Source organism: Romboutsia lituseburensis (assembly GCF_024723825.1).
In the GTDB taxonomy this organism is placed as follows: Bacteria; Bacillota; Clostridia; order Peptostreptococcales; family Peptostreptococcaceae; genus Romboutsia_F; species Romboutsia_F lituseburensis_A.
Genome location: NZ_JANQBQ010000001.1, coordinates 627,305 through 646,103, shown reverse-complemented (window position 1 = coordinate 646,103; position 18,799 = coordinate 627,305). Strand labels below are relative to the sequence as shown.

Annotated in this window: 20 protein-coding genes; 13 read left to right on the top strand and 7 right to left on the bottom strand. The window is 27.9% G+C overall.

All coding sequences use genetic code 11. From position 1 onward, the window contains the following. Window positions 1-13: 13 nt before the first annotated feature. The 4 genes from NWE74_RS03165 to NWE74_RS03150 form a co-directional block, all read right to left on the bottom strand. Window positions 14-493, bottom strand: a complete 480-nt coding sequence (locus NWE74_RS03165; protein WP_258241788.1) for an ImmA/IrrE family metallo-endopeptidase — start codon at window positions 491-493, stop codon at window positions 14-16. 217 nt (window positions 494-710) lie between these two features. Further along, on the bottom strand, window positions 711-1,970 hold the full coding sequence (locus tag NWE74_RS03160; RefSeq protein WP_258241787.1) for an RNA-guided endonuclease InsQ/TnpB family protein: 1,260 nt from the start codon (window positions 1,968-1,970) through the stop codon (window positions 711-713). Between the two features lie 3 nt (window positions 1,971-1,973). Beyond that, the gene (locus NWE74_RS03155) at window positions 1,974-2,612 is read right to left on the bottom strand and encodes an IS607 family transposase (RefSeq protein WP_258241786.1); all 639 of its coding nucleotides are present in this window, start codon (window positions 2,610-2,612) and stop codon (window positions 1,974-1,976) included. A gap of 156 nt (window positions 2,613-2,768) precedes the next feature. Then, on the bottom strand, window positions 2,769-3,161 hold the full coding sequence (locus NWE74_RS03150; protein ID WP_258241785.1) for a helix-turn-helix domain-containing protein: 393 nt from the start codon (window positions 3,159-3,161) through the stop codon (window positions 2,769-2,771). A gap of 274 nt (window positions 3,162-3,435) precedes the next feature. Between NWE74_RS03150 and NWE74_RS03145 the strand changes: the two genes are divergently transcribed. From NWE74_RS03145 to NWE74_RS03115, 7 genes are all read left to right on the top strand, one after another. After that, window positions 3,436-3,675, top strand: coding sequence for a helix-turn-helix transcriptional regulator (locus NWE74_RS03145; RefSeq protein WP_092724972.1), 240 nt, complete (start codon window positions 3,436-3,438; stop codon window positions 3,673-3,675). A 26-nt stretch (window positions 3,676-3,701) separates the two neighbouring features. Then, window positions 3,702-4,514 (top strand): phage antirepressor KilAC domain-containing protein, encoded by an 813-nt coding sequence (locus tag NWE74_RS03140; RefSeq protein ID WP_258241784.1) that lies wholly within the window; start codon window positions 3,702-3,704, stop codon window positions 4,512-4,514. 100 nt (window positions 4,515-4,614) lie between these two features. Further along, complete coding sequence (locus NWE74_RS03135) at window positions 4,615-5,616, top strand: YqaJ viral recombinase family protein (RefSeq protein ID WP_258241783.1); 1,002 nt, start codon at window positions 4,615-4,617, stop codon at window positions 5,614-5,616. A 368-nt stretch (window positions 5,617-5,984) separates the two neighbouring features. Continuing rightward, the gene (locus tag NWE74_RS03130) at window positions 5,985-6,776 is read left to right on the top strand and encodes a recombinase RecT (RefSeq protein ID WP_258241782.1); all 792 of its coding nucleotides are present in this window, start codon (window positions 5,985-5,987) and stop codon (window positions 6,774-6,776) included. Window positions 6,777-6,968: 192 nt separating this feature from the next. Further along, window positions 6,969-7,901 (top strand): DnaD domain protein, encoded by a 933-nt coding sequence (locus NWE74_RS03125; protein WP_258241781.1) that lies wholly within the window; start codon window positions 6,969-6,971, stop codon window positions 7,899-7,901. Then, window positions 7,876-8,568, top strand: a complete 693-nt coding sequence (locus NWE74_RS03120) for an ATP-binding protein (protein ID WP_258241780.1) — start codon at window positions 7,876-7,878, stop codon at window positions 8,566-8,568. The genes NWE74_RS03125 and NWE74_RS03120 overlap by 26 nt, the downstream gene beginning before the upstream one ends. A 289-nt stretch (window positions 8,569-8,857) precedes the next feature. Then, the gene (locus NWE74_RS03115; protein WP_258241779.1) at window positions 8,858-10,042 is read left to right on the top strand and encodes a phospholipase D-like domain-containing protein; all 1,185 of its coding nucleotides are present in this window, start codon (window positions 8,858-8,860) and stop codon (window positions 10,040-10,042) included. A gap of 271 nt (window positions 10,043-10,313) precedes the next feature. Here NWE74_RS03115 and NWE74_RS03110 read toward each other — a convergent pair whose 3' ends face one another. The 3 genes from NWE74_RS03110 to NWE74_RS03100 all read right to left on the bottom strand — a co-directional run bounded on the left by NWE74_RS03110 (window position 10,314) and on the right by NWE74_RS03100 (window position 11,165). Beyond that, the gene (locus tag NWE74_RS03110) at window positions 10,314-10,460 is read right to left on the bottom strand and encodes a YvrJ family protein (RefSeq protein ID WP_092724982.1); all 147 of its coding nucleotides are present in this window, start codon (window positions 10,458-10,460) and stop codon (window positions 10,314-10,316) included. A 94-nt stretch (window positions 10,461-10,554) separates the two neighbouring features. Beyond that, window positions 10,555-10,782, bottom strand: coding sequence for a DUF2922 domain-containing protein (locus NWE74_RS03105; RefSeq protein ID WP_258241778.1), 228 nt, complete (start codon window positions 10,780-10,782; stop codon window positions 10,555-10,557). Between the two features lie 161 nt (window positions 10,783-10,943). Continuing rightward, the gene (locus NWE74_RS03100) at window positions 10,944-11,165 is read right to left on the bottom strand and encodes a DUF1659 domain-containing protein (protein ID WP_092724984.1); all 222 of its coding nucleotides are present in this window, start codon (window positions 11,163-11,165) and stop codon (window positions 10,944-10,946) included. A 296-nt stretch (window positions 11,166-11,461) separates the two neighbouring features. Here NWE74_RS03100 and NWE74_RS03095 point away from each other — a divergent pair, with 296 nt between their 5' ends. The 6 genes from NWE74_RS03095 (at window position 11,462) to NWE74_RS03070 (ending at window position 18,724) form a co-directional block, all read left to right on the top strand. Next, the gene (locus NWE74_RS03095; RefSeq protein WP_258241777.1) at window positions 11,462-11,722 is read left to right on the top strand and encodes a Mor transcription activator family protein; all 261 of its coding nucleotides are present in this window, start codon (window positions 11,462-11,464) and stop codon (window positions 11,720-11,722) included. A gap of 307 nt (window positions 11,723-12,029) precedes the next feature. Continuing rightward, on the top strand, window positions 12,030-15,338 hold the full coding sequence (locus tag NWE74_RS03090) for a DEAD/DEAH box helicase family protein (RefSeq protein ID WP_258241776.1): 3,309 nt from the start codon (window positions 12,030-12,032) through the stop codon (window positions 15,336-15,338). A 36-nt stretch (window positions 15,339-15,374) separates the two neighbouring features. Next, on the top strand, window positions 15,375-15,620 hold the full coding sequence (locus tag NWE74_RS03085) for a hypothetical protein (protein WP_258241775.1): 246 nt from the start codon (window positions 15,375-15,377) through the stop codon (window positions 15,618-15,620). A 1-nt stretch (window position 15,621) separates the two neighbouring features. Then, window positions 15,622-16,008, top strand: a complete 387-nt coding sequence (locus tag NWE74_RS03080) for a retropepsin-like domain-containing protein (RefSeq protein ID WP_258241774.1) — start codon at window positions 15,622-15,624, stop codon at window positions 16,006-16,008. 27 nt (window positions 16,009-16,035) lie between these two features. Next, window positions 16,036-17,592, top strand: a complete 1,557-nt coding sequence (locus NWE74_RS03075) for a type I restriction-modification system subunit M (RefSeq protein ID WP_258241773.1) — start codon at window positions 16,036-16,038, stop codon at window positions 17,590-17,592. Next, entirely contained in the window at window positions 17,585-18,724 is a 1,140-nt protein-coding gene (locus tag NWE74_RS03070) for a restriction endonuclease subunit S (RefSeq protein ID WP_258241772.1), read from the top strand. Before NWE74_RS03075 ends, NWE74_RS03070 begins: the two co-directional genes overlap by 8 nt. Window positions 18,725-18,799: the final 75 nt, after the last annotated feature.

Here is an 18,799-nt window from a genome sequence, read left to right as displayed (position 1 = left end):
AATATTATTATTCCTAACATTTCATAACTTTACTCGTTCTTTTTTTAAAATTATTCATTTTTAACTCAACATACCTTACAGGAACTTTTTCTAAATATGCTATTTCATTATATTCCTTGCCTATGTATTTATAACAAATTTCATCCGATAATAAAAGTTCACTAGCGCTAGTATCAGCTTCTATTTCTAAAGTTCCTAATCTAAAATATGTATAAGTAGCTAAAAATAAAGCGTTAGTAGTAGGGTGAAGTACAGCATGACCTAACTCATGAGCACATACCTCACGACGCCCCATATCATCTAAATCAGGATGAATAAGTATGACTTTTTCCCCTTTAATCATGCCATAACATCCCTTTAGTTTATTTATATCAGTATAATTAGGTAAATAATTTAATTTAATCCCCATTGCATTTATAAGTTCTTCTGGATCAGATGAATCATAACAATATGTAACTCTTCTAAGTGTTTCCCTTATATAATTTAATTTCACTAATAAGTCCCTCTGTTCTACTAAAGTTATCTAAATATATCCAGGAGTACCTAAATTTATTCACCAATACCCTTTAGCCCTAAGAACATCATATCCTTAGATTTAATTCACCTTATATAATATTTCTATTATATAAGCCTGCTGGATTCTAGTAAATTTTACTAGTCCATATCAGTTCATCTTTTTAAGATGGCGCGAACTACGCAATGAATATCTTTTAAATCCCCTCTAAAATATATCTATCAAACCTAAAGTAGCCTTTCTTTAATATTTTATTTAATACTTTTTTAGTTGGCTCTAAGTTCTCTTTTCTACCTATATTTATTGCACTATTTACATCTCTAAGTATAGTTGTATTACATTTTTTGCAAGTAAACTCCCTTATACTCGGATCTTTCTTTTCTAAATCCCCACAGATGCAACAAGCTTTTGTAGTATCTTTTTCGTCTACAACAATGCAAGTTTTATTATATTTTTCCATAGTCCAACTAAGTATTTTTCTAAACATCCCAACTAGGGATTGATTTAGCATTCCCCTATGCATATTTTTTTCATTCGCTACTTCTAATGTAGGTGTATAATCACCAATTACTGCTTTATCATAATTTTTAGCTATATAATTTGCTATACTATACATAATTAACTTAATTTGTTCTCGTCTTTTATGATATAGTTTATCTAGTACATTATTTAATTTTAAGTATCTCTTGCTTGGCAAATAATATTTACTGCCATGTTCTGTATATTTGAGTTTATTTTTTCTATTACATAAATCTCTTTTTGATTTAACTTCATCTATCAATTTATCAAAATACTTGACTTGATATAGTTTATCAAATTCAAATGTAGTTCCTTCATTATCAACTGCTACAAATAAGTTTTTATGATTTTGGTCAATTGCTATCCATGATTTTACTTCTTTTTTAGGTTTATCTTCTTTTTCAATTGTAAAAATAGCATAAAATTTATTTCCTTGTTGCTTACATAACCTAAAAGTTTTTATCTTTTCATCATTTTTTAGTTCAAATCTTTCTCTTAAATAACCTTTAATATACATTTGTTTATTTAACTCATTTTTACCTAATGCTACCCTTAAGTTTCTGCTATCTAATAATTTAAATCCTTTGTTCGGTTCATCATAATATAGAGAAAACCACTTTTTCTTAAATGACCTAAAATTAGGATAAGAACAGTTTTTACTAAAGAATTTAGTATAAGATTCTTTAAGCCTTATTGCAGTATTCTTAAGTGGTGATGAATGTACTGCGTATAAAAATTTGTTACTTTCTTTCATTTTAGTTGCAAAATCTCTTAAATTTCTTCCACTTAAAAGTTTATTTTGATTACCATTTTTATAATCTTCAATAGTAACTTGAAGTAGTTGATTATATAACCAATTGCATATTTTAGATTGTCCATCTAATATATTTGTATCTTTTTCATCAAATACTATTTCTATCTTTTTTGCATATATCATAACTTAAGCCTCTACTGTTGTTATATCTTCTATATCTTTATCATTAAATAGAGCTACATTTACATCTTTGATTTTTTTTAACTTGTGACTTCTACGTCCATATAGCTTTGATGAAAATACAGTTATTATAGATAATACATCTTCAACTAATTCGTCTTCATAAGTCTTATCTTCTGTATGATTTATTACCTCTATCTTTACATTATATATAGAACATAATTGTTCTATAATTTCATATCCAAATCTAATTAATCTATCTTTATAGTTTACAACTATTCTATCTATTTCTTCACTGCATATTAAAGATATTAATTCCTTTAATCCTGCTTTATTGTAATTTAATCCACTACCTAAATCAGAAATAACTTTGAATTGATATCCTTTAGCTATGCAATAATTACTAACATTATCTATTTGCTTTTGTAAATCTTGTTTTTTGTCTGATGATGATACTCTACAATATGCTATTGTAATTTTAAAACTATCATCTTCCTTACTTTTAAACCTAATCAAATCATTTTTATCATATCTTCTATGTTTACCAGTTGTTCTATATGAAGTTATTTTACCTTCACTTTCCCATCTTCTCATAGTTGGGATGGATACCCCTAAAAATTCACTTGCTTCTTTTATTGTTAACATATTAGAATACCTCCTAAATATATTATTCTCAAAAGAAGTTAGTTAAATTCATAGAGATTTAAGCAAATATAAACATTTTTAGTTAAACTGTTTTATTGCCCCCTATAAAATCGTAAAAATTAAGTGAGTAAGCAGGAATTTATATATCTACTTGAATCAATCATTATCTTTTTGTAGTGCCATCATCATACCAACTTTCATTGCTTTTAGTATGTTGTCTATATCCTCTTTATCAGCAGGCTTACCATAAAGCATCAAACCATCTTGTTTTAGCATTTCTTTAGTATTTTCATATATACTTTCAATATCTTTATTCATATCATTTTGCAAAGTTTTATAGTTTCTAATATCTGTTATACCAAGTAAGTAATCAGTAGATACTTCTAAAATCTCAGCTAATTTTGATAGTGTAGCAGCTTTAGGTTCTCTAAGTCCATTTTCATACCTAGATAAAGTTGCTTCATTTATTTTGGCTTTTTCACATAATTCCTTTTGATTCATACCTAAATAACGTCTAGCTTTTGTTATTCTTTCTCCGATACTCTCCATAATTATCACCTCTATAAATATTATAGTATGAATTTACCAAAAAGGAAATAAAAATTAACAAATGGTAAAAAAATAGAAATAATTTATAAAATAGAAATATAATTTACAAAGTAGAAAAAATAAAACACAATATTATCAAAAAGGATAAAAAAATTACTAAATGGTAAATTTGAGTGTAAATTTATACAAATGGTCGGAAAATGTCTTGACTCTGGATATTAATTCCAGTTAATATTAAATTACAGAAACACAGAAAAGTTATGGGGGGATAAATTTGAATTTTAGATTACTTAAATCAAAACGTGTACTTAAAGGGTTGTATCAATATGAATTAGCACAAGATATAGGGGTATCTTCTAAAACATATAATTTTAAGGAAAATGGGAAAATACCATTTACTGTAGATGAAATATTGAAGTTAATTGAACGTTTAGATTTGACATTTGATGAAGCTAACGATATTTTTTTCTTTAGTAAATTACCAAAAAGTTGGATAAAAAATAAAATATGCTAAAACGTAAAGTTAAAGGGGGAATATGAATGAATCATTTAGGGTTATTTACAAATGAAAATTTCGGGGAAATAAATGTTGTACTAATAAACAAAAAAGAATATTTTGAAGCTATACCTATAGCAAAGGCATTAGGATACTCAAATCCAAGAGATGCAATACTTAGATTATGTAAAAAAGAGGGGGTCGTATTTTCCGACGTGGGGGTAATTACTGCAACAAAATGTGATAAAAGTCAGGCAATTCAATATGTAAGTAAAAAGTTCATAGATGAAGGAAATGTATATAGGTTAATACTTAGATCAAAATTACCAAGTGCCAAGAAGTTTGAGAGTTGGTTGATGGATGAGGTGATACCTTCTATTAGAAAAAATGGTATGTACATGAATGATGAGGTAATTGAACAAACTCTAAACAATCCAGATTTTATAATACAAATGGCAAATAAGCTTAAATCAGAAAAAGAAGAAAGATTAAAAGCTGAGAAAAGAGCAAGTAACCTAGAATCAGTTATTAAAATAGATAAGCCATATACTGAGTTTGGAAAGTCTATAGTAAATTCTACAGGCTGCATAACTATAGGTAAATTTGCAAAACTTCTTAATAATAACAATATAAAAATAGGAAGAAACCAGCTATATGGATATTTAAGGGACAATGGTTATTTAATAAAGACTGGTAAGGATAAAAACATACCAAAGCAAATTTATATAAAGCAAGGTTTGTTTGAAGTAAGTGAAAGTATAGTAAATACAAGTGAGGGGAAATTTCTATCAGCTACAACTCTTATAACTGGTAAAGGTCAAAAGTATTTTAGTGAATCATTAGAAATGATTTTTTAAGCAACGGACGAAGTCGTTGGCGACAGAAAGTGTAGCGCCCACGCAGTGGCTTAAGCGAAGCGACTTTTTTACAATAATAGATATTGGGGGGAGTAATCTAATGAGAAAATATTTAGATGCAAATATAATATTTGAAACAAAAGATAAAGATAAAAAATCATGGCTGGAAGCTAGAAAATGTGGAATTGGAGGAAGTGATGCAGCTAGTGTACTAGGGCTTAATCCATATAGAAGTTCAATGAGTGTTTATTTAGAAAAAACTAATGATAATAATATTATAAATAATTTTGGGAAGGAATTTATCAATCAAAGTAGCTTACCTAAAAATGATTCAAATGTAGTAGATAAAGAAACCAATTATAAAATGGAGCTTGGCAATAAATTAGAAAACTTTGTAGCTAATGAATTTACTTTAAAAACTGGGAAAAAGGTTAGAAACGTAAATGGCATTTTAAGAAATGATAAATATCCATTTGCTATATCAAATATAGACAGATCAGTTGTAGGTGAAAAAGCATTTTTAGAATGTAAGGTAACTAGCAGTTATAATAAAAAGCTATGGGAGAAAGAAGTCCCTATTCATTATCAAATACAGTGCTACCACTATATGGCAGTAAGTGGAGCAACTCATTGTTATGTAGCAGCGCTAATTGGAAATGAAAAATTAATTATACATGAACTAAAAAGAGATGAAGAAATCATAAAAGAAATAATGGATTTGGAAAAAAAGTTTTGGGAGCAGTGCGTATTAGGTGGAGAACTACCTTTACCAGATGGAAGTAGTGACTATTCAAAAGTACTTCAAAGCTTCTATAAAGATAGCAAACAAGAAGAATTGATATTGTTTGAAAAAGAGGATGTATTAAATAGATATGATGATGTTTGTGGTCTTATAAAAGATCTAGATAGTGAAAAGAAAACTATAGAGCAATATATACAGATGCAAATGAAAGAATATGAAATAGCATATCTTGGGGAGAGAAAGATAACTTGGAAAAAGCAAACTAGGACAAGTATAGATACAACTAGATTAAAAAAACAACACCCTGAAATAGTTAAAGAGTTTATGAAAACTACAACGACAAGAGTGTTTAGAATTTAAAATATTATAATAAAACTTTGAAAATAACAAACAAATATATAGCCCATAATGAAATACTACCAAGTAACAAGGCTATCATATAGGCTTTAAAATCCATATTTTTATACGGTTTTAAAACTATGAATAAGTTGTATTGTCCATATAAAGCAAAAACAATACAAAAAATAGTATATAGCATGATATAAAAAGTGTTGTCTCGTTTAAATAGTAAGTAATCTATAACACCTATTAGAGGACATAAAATAATTAATATCGAAGAGGGTTTAAATTTATTTATACTCAAGTGAGTCACATCCTTTCACGATAAGTAAAATTTAAATTTAGTATAAATGAAATGGAAAAAAAATACAACAAAGGGGAGAATAAATATGAGTAAATTAAAAGAAGCATTAAAAAATCAAGAAGACAAAGGACAAGGTATAACAGTAAATCCAAGTTATGCTATGCAGCAATTAATGATAAAAATGAAAAATGATATAGATTTAGCACTTCCTAAAAATCTAAGTAGTGAAAGATTTCAAAAGGTATCAATGTCAGCATTTAATAATAATGAGAAACTTCAAAATTGTGAGCCTACGACATTTATTGCAGCTATGATGCAAAGTGCTCAGCTAGGATTAGAGCCAAATACACCTCTAGGACAAGCCTATTTAATACCACATAATTTAAATGGAGTAGATAAAGTGCAATTTCAAGTAGGATATAAAGGCCTTTTACAATTAGCACATAGAAGTGGAAAGCTAAAAACTTTATATGCTCATGAAGTTAAAGAAAATGATGAATTTGAAATAGATTATGGACTAGAGCAAAAGCTTATTCATAAGCCCTTACTTAAAGGAAATAGAGGGGATATTATTGGATATTACGCAGTTTATCATCTAGAACCTAGTGGATATAGTTTTGAATTTATGACTTATGATGAAGTACTTGATCATGGTAAAAAGTACTCTAAAAACTTTGAAGGTGGTATATGGGAAAAAGATTTTGATTCAATGGCGAAAAAAACTGTTATTAAGAAACTTTTAAAATATGCACCACTTAGTATTGAAATGCAAAAGGCTGTAGCTTTTGATGAAAGTGTTAAATCTAGTATTGATAGTGACATGCTGTTAGTTGAATCTATAGATTATGATAAAATGCCGCTTGGTAGGGAAATATAAGTCTTCCTTCCGGCAGACAAGCTGCAAAATTCGCTATGCTCATGGCGCCGACGCAGTCGCTTAAAGTTGGTGCGACTTATTATTACCATCTACGCTAGTTTATATTGAGCATTATAGGATTGTACTAGAACTAGTCACTATAAATAATATAGCTTTTACTTAATGCAAGGTGAAAAAAGAAGGGGGATTTATATGGCTTTATTTAGACATGTTAGAACAGCGTTTTGGAGAGATGAAAAGGTGTTAGAAGAGATGACTCCTGAGGATAAGTTATTCTTTTTATATCTTTTAACAAATGGGAATACGACTCAAATAGGAGTGTATAAGTTACCTAAAAAGCAAATGGCTTTTGAGTTGGGTTATTCAATAGAAAGTGTAAATACTTTTGTAGATAGATTTGAAAACTATTATAAAGTTATAAGGTATAATCCAACAACACGTGAAGTTGCTATTAAAAAGTGGGGTAAGTATAACTTAATTAAAGGTGGTAAGCCAATTTTAGATTGTGTAAAAAAAGAGGTAAGAGAAGTAAAGGATAAAACATTACTAGCTTATGTAGCTGATGATATATCTAAAGAAGATATAAAAATAGAGTTTGAAAAGTATATAGACGATACGTATAACGATTCGTTGGATAGTAAGCTTACGATACGTGGACAAAAAGAAAAAGAAAAAGAAAATAAAAAAGAAGAAGAAAAAGAAAATGAAGACGTGGCGTATTCTATGTCTGTAAGTAAGTTTAAAAAACTATATGAAGAAAATGTAGGTCTTATAAATGGAATTGTAGCTCAGTGGTTAATAGAACTTAATGAGAATATAGATTATGAATTATTTAAAAAAGCTATAGAAATAGCTACAGATAGAGGTAAATGTAATAAGGGGTATATAAACGGAATTTTAAATCAATGGAGTGACAATAACATTAAAAGCTATAGTGATCTAATGGCTTATGAAAAAAATAAACAAAACAGGGGAGATAGATATGGAGCAAATAGCAACAAGTATAGAAAAAATGAACTTACCTCATGGTGTGAAGATGAGGATGAAGAACTTTATAGAAAGCCAACATATGATGAAATCGCAGCAGTGGAAAGGGAATTTGGAGAATTTAGAAACAAATGTTAGAGAATATAGATGTGCTAAGTGTAGGGATTTAACTTTTATTGTAGAAGATGGAGTAGCAACAGCTTGTGAGTGTAGAGGGGTAAGACAAGCTGAGGAGATACTAAAAAGAAGTGGTATAAGTGAGGAGTTTAGGAATAAGAGATTTAGTAATTTTGTTTATGGTAGTCAAAGGCAAATTATAGATGCATATAAAGAAGCTTGTACTTACTCTAAATATTTTAAGGATATTGAAAATAATAGATGTAATTCTATTATGTTTATGGGACAAGTTGGGTCAGGCAAGACCCACCTTAGCCTAGCAATAGCTAATGAGCTTATGGAAAATAGTGTAGGTGTAGTGTATATGAGTTATAGAGAAGTGATAACAAAACTTAAGCAAAATATTATGGATGATGTTTATTATCATAGGGTGCTAGGGAAGTACAAAGTTGCAAGAGTACTTTTGATTGATGACTTGTTTAAGGGGAAGGTCACTGATAGTGATATCAATATTATATTTGAGCTGATTAATTACAGATATTTTAATAAGTTGCCTGTAATTGTTAGTTGTGAGCTGGATGTTGATGGACTATTAAACGTTGATGAAGCTATAGGAAGTAGATTAGTTGAAATGTGTAAGTTAGTCCAAGTTAAGGGGAAAAAGCTAAATTATAGGCTATTTGTATAGAAAGGTTAGGAATGTACAAAGTATGATAAATAAAAAATATTATACAAAAGAATACTTATTTAAGTTATCGGAAGTAAAAGCTTCTAAGATAATATTTGTAGAAAATGTCATCAAGATTATTTAAACAAGATATGTATTATGTGCTAAACATACTTTTTTCATAATTATTTAAAAGAGAATAGCTCAATAGGTTGAATAACTTAGAATAAGTAATTAAATTAGATAAAATAAAATATAATATGATGATAGGGTATAGTATAAGGAGGAATAAATAGAGGGGGAAAAATTTATGTCTATAGAATTACTGACAAGGGAACATATGCTAAGCTTTAAAAATGCATTAAAGTGTGTTAATAAAAGTATAAAAATAATAAGCCCGTTTATAGGATTAAGTACATCTAAAATAATAGCACAATTTATGAAAGAGAATCCTAAATGTGAATGTATCATAATTACAAGGTTTTACAGACAGGATTTTTTAGAAGGAGTAAGTAGTTTAGATGCATTAAAAATATTAAAGGAGTCCAATGTAACTTTGTATGGGCTAAAGGATTTACATAGTAAATTGTATTTAGTAGATGATAATTTTGGAATTATAGGTTCAGCCAATTTTACAATTGGTGGGTTTAAGAGTAACCATGAACTTTCACTAGCAATAGAAGATGAGTATGAATTGTTAAAGAATCTTAATGATTACTTTGAAGAATTAATTCAAAGTATAAAGTGCAGTGGTAGTTGGGAGATAACCCTTAATAAAATTAGAGAAGAGTTTGAACTTACAGATAATATATTTAAGAATAGAAAAGATAGATTAGTTAAATTTACTAATAACAAAAAATGGGGAGCTGATATCAGTAAATTAAGAAAAGATATAGATCAGAAAGAAATAGACTTGGTTGAGCAGTTTCTAAAGAAAGAATTAGAAGAAAGTAATGAAATAGCTTGGATTAAATTTGAAGGTACAGGAGAAAATAGATGGGATAATAATTATAAATATTTTCCTAAAAAGCTAAAATCTAAAGGTGTATACACAAATCATTTCCCTAGGAAGCCAAGAAGTATAGAGCGTGGTGCTAGAATATATTTATCTGTTTTAAGTTATGATGAAAAAGGAAATGCAATTCCAATAATAATTGGGAGAGCAAAAAGCTACGGATATTTAGAAACTAATGTAACTGATGACGTTGATAGAATTGGAAATGTATTGTTAGAGAGATATCCATATTATGTTGAATTATATGATATAGAGATAATAGATACAGAAATAGTCAATGGTATATCATTAAATACAGTTATAATGGAATTAGGCACAAATTTATACCCTAATACAATAGGTCGAAACCTAAAACAAGAGGATATAAGAAAAAGACATCATCAAAAATCTCATATAAGAATTACATCGGTAGCTAAATCTTTTCTAGATGATAAGCTAGATAGTTTAATCAAGGAGTATGGAATAATTAATGTTGATTAAATTTTATTAAGCTTAGTATCATGTTGTATAAAAATTTTATTTAATATGATACTTTAAATAATAACATAAGATGTTGCAACTAATTAGATAGATTTTATATTATATAGTTTATTCAAGAGATATTAATAAAAAATTAATATCTCTTTTTCATAAATTAAATACAAAGCCAAAATTGAGCGTTTAAATATCGTAAAATCTCAAAAGAGATAAATATTAAGCAGCCTGAATCATCAAAATATAGCTTTAGTTTACTTGATATTTATAATAAAATCTATTTCATACTTAATATATTTTTAGATAATTCATTAATACTATCAGATAGAGTCTGAAGCTTTCCTTCAATCCTAACAAGCAAATACATGCTAATAGCTATTGGGAAACCTACAGAAGCTATTAAAGTTTGAATTTCTGAATACATAAATATCATCCTTTCAATTAATAATATATGTTTAAAAAAAGACTATGATAAAGGTCTAAAAAATTTAGAATCTTAACATAGTCTTTAAATTTGATTATAATTTTAAATCATAATCAGTAGTTCCAGTTTCAACTACTTTAGCATCAACAAAAGCAACCAAATCATCACCATTTGATGTAAATATATTTTTAGATAATATATTTTCCATAGCAGTCTTTATTTCTGATTCATTTAAATCCTCTCTAGGATTATCTACTGATAAAGCTACCTTTTTACCTAAAACAGTTTTAAAGTTCATAACTAATTTCTTTTTTATATCCATGATAAATACCTCCAATTTTTATTTGAGCAACGGATGCAACCGACGCGTGAGCGAGGATTGTATCGTTGGCGAAATGAGTAAAGCGAATTTTATATAAATTTAAGTTTGAGCAACTGATTATCTAAAGTTATCTTTCAAATTGCTCAAAAGTATATTAACTTCTATGCTGATAGAGTTGTATTGTCAATTTTAGCTATTTCTAATAAAGAATGTCCTTGAAGTGAAGCTAATATTTCTCCTACTTCGTATACATCATCATTAGATGCTGATGGTTTTAAATTTGAGTAAGTCTTAGTCTTTACTATAACTTTTTGAGTTATAGGATCTGTACCTGTTTGAAATTTTAATTTTAATCCTGATGGATTTTTAGTTGATATTGCCATAATAAATACCTCCTTAGTTTTTAGAAGTTGTTTGCTTCTTGAGATAAGTATAAGGATTTAGAATTTTAGAATATATTAAAACTTTTTATAAAAGTTTTTGAAAAAAGAATTTTAATACATAGTAGAAAAATGGTTTTATAATCTAAAGTTGTTCAATAAAAAAAACAATATGATGAATTAATGTAAAGTAGTTTATTTAGATGATATATTTTATAAATGTTGAAATAAAGAGGATTAGGGGGTATTATAAACGTATATATTATATAGATATTTAGAATTAAATATGGAGGTACTTTATGTTAGAATATTTAACTAAAGAAGATCTACCAGAATCACTAGGTGATATTATAGATACTATTGGTATTGAAAATGTGAAAGAATTGATAAAATTAGCTGGTGGAGGCAATGTTTATATACCTAGTGAAAATAGTGTTGTTAAGTCGTTTAGGAATAAATTGATTAAGGAAAACTTTGATGGAAATTACAAGAACTTGGCAAGAAGATTTGGTATAACTGAAATGCAAGTTAGAAATATTATTAATTATAAAAAAGCTTAATATATGTTATAACAAAAGAGTTGGAGCGTGAAGATGTTATTCATGCGTCAACTCTTTTAGTTGCAAAAAATAGGCTAATTTATAACTAAAATAGTTTTAAAGTTCATAACTAATTTTTTTTACGTTCATAATTTATTTGTCGAAGTAAAGTTAATAAATTTGATCTGAAAATCAAGCTCATTAAAATATAAACTAGAGAGTTTAATCAATATATTTTAACTATAAAGTACATGTAGATGATATAATAATATTTATGTAAATATCATAAATTGAAATATTATAAAATAAAAAGGGGAGAATTTAAAAAATGTCAAATTTTTATTTTTTAGATAGATGGTCGAATCTAAAAAAATTAGGAATGCAAGCAGAAACATATATAGTAACCGATCCAAATGCTTCTATGCTAAAGACTAGAATACTAGGGGAACAATTAATAGATTTAGTATTAGCAGCTTTAAAAATAGAAATAGATAGATTTGCAACTCAAGATGATAAAATAAAAAAGCTAAGAACAGTAAACATCAATCAATCTATACCAGATTGGTTTAATATAGTGAGACTTCATGGTAATAAAGCAATGCATGAAGCTATGGATGATAAAGATAAAGCTAAAGAAGCTTTAATTGCAATGGTAAAAATAAGTGCTTGGTTTTATATAAATGCAACTAAGGACAAGTCTATACTTCCACTCAAATTTAAAATGCCAAAATCAGGGTCTAAAAAAGTTTATAAGATAGATGACTACAAAAAAGAAGTTGAAGAAATAGAAGAAGATAATAAAAAAGAGATAGAAGAAGTAAAAGAAGAGTTAAAGGAAACTTCTATAATAAGTAATTATATAGAACTTAAAAAAGTAGAAGATGAGCTTGACTTAAATGAAGTTCAAACTAGAAAAAAACTAATAGATGTACTGCTTGAACAAGCAGGGTGGGAAGTTTGTGGTAGTAAAGTAGTTAAAGAATATAAAATAGAAAACTACAAAGGTGAAAATGGTAAAGTAGGATTTGCTGATTATGTATTACTAGACAAAAAAGAAAACCCTATAGCAGTAGTAGAAGCTAAAAGAACTATGGTAGATCCATATGTAGGTCAACAACAAGCTAAATCTTATGCAGATGGTATAGAAGCACAAACTGGTATAAGACCTATAATATACTTCACAAATGGATACGAAACGTATATGTGGGATGATAAATATAGTGCTCCAAGACTTGTATGGGGATTTTATACCTTAGAAGACTTAGAGTATGAAATGTTTAAACATAAAAACAAAAGACTTCTTAGTAGTATTGAAATAGATACAAATATAAGTGGTAGAAGCTACCAAATAGAAGGTATAAAAAGTGTATATGAAAAGTTTGAAAAAGGGCATAGAAAATCTCTAGTAGTAATGGCAACAGGATGTGGTAAAACGAGAACAGCAATATCTCTAGTAAAAGGTATGATAGAAGCTAATCATGTAAAAAGAGTATTATTTTTAGCTGATAGAGATGAGCTAGTGAAACAAGCAAGTAGAGATAAAAGTAGTTTCAAAACATTTATGCCAAATACCCCACAAATGAGAATAACATCAAAAACATCACAAGATAGAGAATCAGTATTATACTTCTCAACTTATCAAACAATGATAAATTATTACCATGAATTTAGTGTAGGTTTCTTTGACCTTATAATATGTGACGAAGCCCATAGAAGTATATATAAAGTATATAAAGATATCGTAAATTACTTTGATGCTTATATAGTAGGACTTACAGCAACACCAGTAGGATTTATAAATAGAAATACATTTACATGCTTTGATTGTGGTGATAAAGACCCGACATTTTCTTATTCATACGAAGAAGCTGTAAATCACAGACCACAGTATCTATTAAAATATAGAGCTAAAGATGCTTCAACGGAGTTTTTAAGAAAAGGTATAAGATGGAATAATTTAAATGAAGATCAAAAAAGAGATTTAGAAGAAAATGGACTAGATGAGGAACAAATAGATTTTGATAAAAATGCTTTAGAGGAATTTGTAAGTAACAAAGATACAAATAGAAAAATACTACAAAACTTAATGGAAAATGGAATTAAAGTAAAAGATGAAATAGGTAAAACTATAGTATTTGCTAAAAATAAAAATCATGCAACATTACTTTTAAAACTATTTGATGAAATGTATCCTCAATATAATGGTGATTTAGCAGCTATAATACATTCAGATATAAAAAATAAAGATGATGTACTTAAAAGATTTAAAGAAGAACAAAGACCTAAAATTGCAATATCAGTAGATATGCTAGATACAGGAGTAGACGTTCCAGAAGTAGTAAATTTAGTATTTGCTAAGCCAATATATTCAAAAGTTAAGTTTTTACAAATGATAGGTAGAGGAACAAGACTTTGCCCAGATCTATTTGGTGATGGTGAAGATAAAGAAGAATTTTATATATTTGACCATTGGCAAAACTTTGAGTTCTTTGAAGAAAAACCAGAAGGTATAGTTCCAAGAGAAGCTAAATCATCACTTCAAACTAGATTTGAAAGTAGAGTAAAACTTTTAGAAATATTAAAATCTGAAAGTTTAGAAGAAGAAGTAAATAACATAGTAAATCTAATAAGAGAAGATATAGACTCTCTACCAGAAAAATCAGTAGAAATAAGAAAAAATAAAAAACTTATAGAATCATTAAAACCCGATAAAGTATGGGCAAATATAGATAAAAACTTAATAGATAAATTGATGAAAAATATAGCTCCACTAATGAGCTGGGTAGATGTAAGTGAACATAGAGATGCTATACTATTTGATAACTCAATGTATAAAATGCAGATATTAAAAATAAATGAGGATCCTAAAATAATTACTCATGTATCAAAAGTTGTAGGAGATTTATCTAGGCTTAATACGACTATGAATCAATTTAATGGAGTTCGTGATTATGTAAAAGAGCTTCTCAAAATAGAAAAGTGGGGAAGTCTAAACTACAAAGAGCTAGAAGAAATAAGATTACTTTTAAGAGATTTAATGAAATATAAGTCTAAAAATTCTAAGACATTTGTAGAGATAGATATAAAAGATAGTACTATGTTAGTAAAAGATATAGAAACAAGTGATAATTATGGACAAGTAAATGTTGACGCTTATATAGAAAGAGTAAAAAAATCTTTAGAAGAAGAAATGAATATGAATCTAGTTATTCAAAAGATAAGAAAAGGTAAAGAAATAACAACTAAAGAACTAGACTCTATCTATGATATATTTAATACTGGTAAAATAGAATTTAGTTTAGATGAATTATCAAAAAAAGCTCATGTAAGCAAGGAAGATGTTATAGGTATAATTAGAAAATTTGTAGGAGTAGATGAAGAAGAATTAAATACTAAATTTGATGAATTTATAAATACACATCACTCTAAAATGAACGTAAAGCAAATGAATATGATTAAAATGATAAAAGATGATATACTAAAAAACAGAGGAATATCATTTGCATCATTATATGAAGGAAAATATACAACACTAAGTAAAGATGGTATAGATGGAATATTTAATGAAAAACTTTGTGATGAAGTATTTGATTTAATAGAACCATATAAAGCAGAAGAAGATGATATATATGCTTAATACATATTGCTTAAAATAAAAAATTGAGGTGATATTATGAAATGGGAAGAAGTAAGAAACTTATATCCTAATAAGTTTGTTAAGCTTGAAATCTTAGAATCTCATATAGTAGGTGAAAAAGAATATGTAGATGAAGTAGCCGTTATAAAAGCTATAAGTGATGATAAAGAGGCTATGAGAGAATTTATAAAATGTAAAAATAAGCAAGTAGTATATAGTACTAAAAATGAAAACTTTATAATAGATGTGGTCAGAAATATAGGAATCAGAAGAGGTATGTAAAATGCAAAAAATAGAGTTTAAAAATGGTCTTTTATATACAGACTTAGAACTAAGTCACGAAGGTAAAACTATAATAGTAAAAGATGTTATAGTTGATACTGGAGCATCACATACAATAATAATACCTGAATACTTAGAAGAGATGAATGTTGGATTTAGTGAAGATGATACTATTGTAAGAGCATCTGGATATGGTGGAACAATAGGTTATTCAGTAAGAAAGCTAATAGATAAAGTTTCTTGTAAAGATATATGTGTAGATAATATAAGAATAGACTTTGGAGAAATTGATCCAGAGGAAAGAGTAAATGGATTATTAGGTTTGGACTTTTTAAAAAGTGCAAATATAGTAATTGACTTAGTAGATAATACAATGGTGAAAAAATAAACATAAAGAAGTAGAAAGAGGGAAATAATGCTTAATTCAGAAATAAAAAGTAAAATAGATAGATTATGGGATAGCTTTTGGTCAGGAGGAATATCAAATCCCCTAACTGTTGTAGAGCAAATATCATATCTATTATTTATAAAAAAATTAGATGATGCGGAAATATCAAAAGAAAAGAAAGCAAAAAGAATAAAAAAGCCATATACTACAGTATTTGAAAAATACATACAAGCTATGGATGAAAGTGAAGTAAATAGACTTAACTTAAATAGTGATAATTTAAGATGGTCGGAGTTTGTTCATTATGATTCTGAAGCTAGTTTTAAAAATATGCAAGATAAAGTATTCCCATTTTTAAAATCATATTCAGATGATAATAGTATATTTGCAGATCAAATGAAAGATGCTGTGTTTTTAATACAAAAGCCAAGTTTATTATATGAAGCAGTTCAACTAATAAGCTCTATAAACTTAGATGATAATGATACAAACGGTGATTTATATGAATATCTATTATCAAAACTAGCAACAGCAGGTGTAAATGGTCAGTTTAGAACACCAAGACATATAATAAATATGATGGTGGAGCTTATGGATCCAGATATAAGAGACGTAATTACAGACCCATCTTGTGGTACGGCAGGATTTTTAGTAAGTGCTAGTGAGTATATATTAAGAAAGTATACTGATAAGGATAGTGTATTTACTGATGAAGAAGGAATACTTCACGATAAGATAGGGGATATGATAGATAGTGATGGATGGGAGCATTATAAAAATAAGATGTTTAATGCTACTGAATTTGACCCATCTATGTTTAGAATAGCAGCTATGAACTTAATGCTTCATGGTATAGAAAATCCTCAAATAACTCAAGTTGATGCACTATCTAGTCAATATGATGAAGAAGATAAATATTCATTAGTACTAGCGAATCCTCCGTTTAAGGGAAGTATAGACGAAGGTGATATAAACAAGAGTTTAAGAAGTGTTGTTAAAACTAAAAAGACTGAATTATTATTCTTAGCACTTATAGATAGAATACTTGATATGGGTGGTAGAGGTGCTGTAATAGTTCCAGATGGTGTGCTATTTGGTTCATCTAAAGCTCATAAAGATGTTAGAAAAAAGATTATTGAAGAGTGTGAGTTAAGAGCAGTTATATCTATGCCTAGTGGTGTGTTTAAACCTTATGCTGGGGTGTCTACTGGTATACTTATATTTACTAAGGGTGGACAAACTGACAAGGTTTGGTTTTATGATATGCAAGCTGATGGATATAGCTTAGATGATAAGAGAAATGAGATAGAAGCTAATGATATACCTGATATTATAGATAGTTTTAGAAAGTGTATGGATGATAAGGAACTTGAGCCGACTAAGGAAGATAAGTGGTTCTTTGTTGATAAGAGTGAGATTGTTGATAATGGCTATGATTTAAGTATTAACAAGTATAAAGAAATTGAGTATGAGGAAGTTGTTTATGAAGCTTCTGAGGTGATTATGGAGAAGCTTGAGAAGCTTGAGATGAGTATTTTAGAGGATATTAAGGCTTTAAAGAAGATGGTGAATGGACATGAGTAAGAAGTTACCACAAGGATGGAAAGAGTATACATTAAAAGAATGTACAACTTTTTTAGATGGATTAAGAAAACCAGTAAAAGAACAGAATAGAGTTCCAGGACCATATCCTTATTACGGTGCTAATGGTATTCAAGGTAGTATAGATTCTTATATATTTGATGAAGAACTTGTATTATTAGCAGAGGATGGAGGCCATTTTGGGTCTAAAGAGAAACCTATTGCATATATGATAGAAGGAAAATCCTGGGTTAATAATCATGCACATGTATTAAGAGCTAATAAAGGTATTATAACAACAAAATACTTATGTAAGGCTTTAAGTTTTTATAATGTAATGAAGTATGTAACTGGAAGTACAAGACTAAAGCTTACAAAAGGAGCTGCAGAAAAAATTATTTTAAAGGTACCACCTTTGGAAGAACAAGAAAGAATTGTTTCTATTTTAGAAAGAGCTGAAGGTGCTATTTCTAAGAGGGAAGAATGTAATAGGTTGCTTGATGAGTTAGTTAAATCAAGATTTATCGAGATGTTTGGTGACCCAGTGATAAATCCTAAGGGATGGGAGAAAAGAAAATTAGCTGATGAGTGTAATATTGTTACAGGTAACACTCCATCAAGAAAAGTAGATGAGTATTATGGTGATTACATAGAATGGATTAAGTCAGATAATATAACAAATGCTGGTACTTATTTAACTACGGCAAAAGAATACTTATCTGAAGAAGGATTAAAGGTAGGGAGAAGTGTTGAAGCAAATAGTATTTTAATGACCTGTATAGCAGGAAGTCTTAAATGTATTGGTAATGTCGCTATAGCAGACAGAATGGTATCATTTAATCAACAAATAAATGGAATAGAAACATTAGATAATAATGTATTCTTTATGTTTGAACAATTTAATTTATCACAAGCATATATACAAAGTACAATTAATATGGCATTAAAAGGAATCTTAAGCAAAAGTCAATTATCAGAATTAGAGTTTATATTTCCGCCAATTGAAGTACAAAATGAGTTTGCTATATTCTTCAAACAAGTAGACAAATTGAAATTTGAAATGCAAAGTAGTTTAGAAGAGCTACAAAATAACTTTAATTCACTTATGCAAAGAGCATTTAATGGAGAATTATAAGAAAATATTATAAAATAACAAGAGAGTAGAAAATTCTACTCTCTTTAAAATATAAAGAATACCATAATATTTTTA

Coding starts and splice junctions, on each gene's coding strand:
- NWE74_RS03160 (WP_258241787.1), bottom strand. CDS start 1,970: ATGATATATGCAAAAAAGATAGAAATAGTATTTGATGAAAAAGATACA.
- NWE74_RS03155 (WP_258241786.1), bottom strand. CDS start 2,612: ATGTTAACAATAAAAGAAGCAAGTGAATTTTTAGGGGTATCCATCCCA.
- NWE74_RS03150 (WP_258241785.1), bottom strand. CDS start 3,161: ATGGAGAGTATCGGAGAAAGAATAACAAAAGCTAGACGTTATTTAGGT.
- NWE74_RS03140 (WP_258241784.1), top strand. CDS start 3,702: ATGAATCATTTAGGGTTATTTACAAATGAAAATTTCGGGGAAATAAAT.
- NWE74_RS03135 (WP_258241783.1), top strand. CDS start 4,615: ATGAGAAAATATTTAGATGCAAATATAATATTTGAAACAAAAGATAAA.
- NWE74_RS03130 (WP_258241782.1), top strand. CDS start 5,985: ATGAGTAAATTAAAAGAAGCATTAAAAAATCAAGAAGACAAAGGACAA.
- NWE74_RS03125 (WP_258241781.1), top strand. CDS start 6,969: ATGGCTTTATTTAGACATGTTAGAACAGCGTTTTGGAGAGATGAAAAG.
- NWE74_RS03115 (WP_258241779.1), top strand. CDS start 8,858: ATGTCTATAGAATTACTGACAAGGGAACATATGCTAAGCTTTAAAAAT.
- NWE74_RS03110 (WP_092724982.1), bottom strand. CDS start 10,460: ATGTATTCAGAAATTCAAACTTTAATAGCTTCTGTAGGTTTCCCAATA.
- NWE74_RS03105 (WP_258241778.1), bottom strand. CDS start 10,782: ATGGATATAAAAAAGAAATTAGTTATGAACTTTAAAACTGTTTTAGGT.
- NWE74_RS03100 (WP_092724984.1), bottom strand. CDS start 11,165: ATGGCAATATCAACTAAAAATCCATCAGGATTAAAATTAAAATTTCAA.
- NWE74_RS03095 (WP_258241777.1), top strand. CDS start 11,462: ATGTTAGAATATTTAACTAAAGAAGATCTACCAGAATCACTAGGTGAT.
- NWE74_RS03090 (WP_258241776.1), top strand. CDS start 12,030: ATGTCAAATTTTTATTTTTTAGATAGATGGTCGAATCTAAAAAAATTA.
- NWE74_RS03085 (WP_258241775.1), top strand. CDS start 15,375: ATGAAATGGGAAGAAGTAAGAAACTTATATCCTAATAAGTTTGTTAAG.
- NWE74_RS03080 (WP_258241774.1), top strand. CDS start 15,622: ATGCAAAAAATAGAGTTTAAAAATGGTCTTTTATATACAGACTTAGAA.
- NWE74_RS03075 (WP_258241773.1), top strand. CDS start 16,036: ATGCTTAATTCAGAAATAAAAAGTAAAATAGATAGATTATGGGATAGC.
- NWE74_RS03070 (WP_258241772.1), top strand. CDS start 17,585: ATGAGTAAGAAGTTACCACAAGGATGGAAAGAGTATACATTAAAAGAA.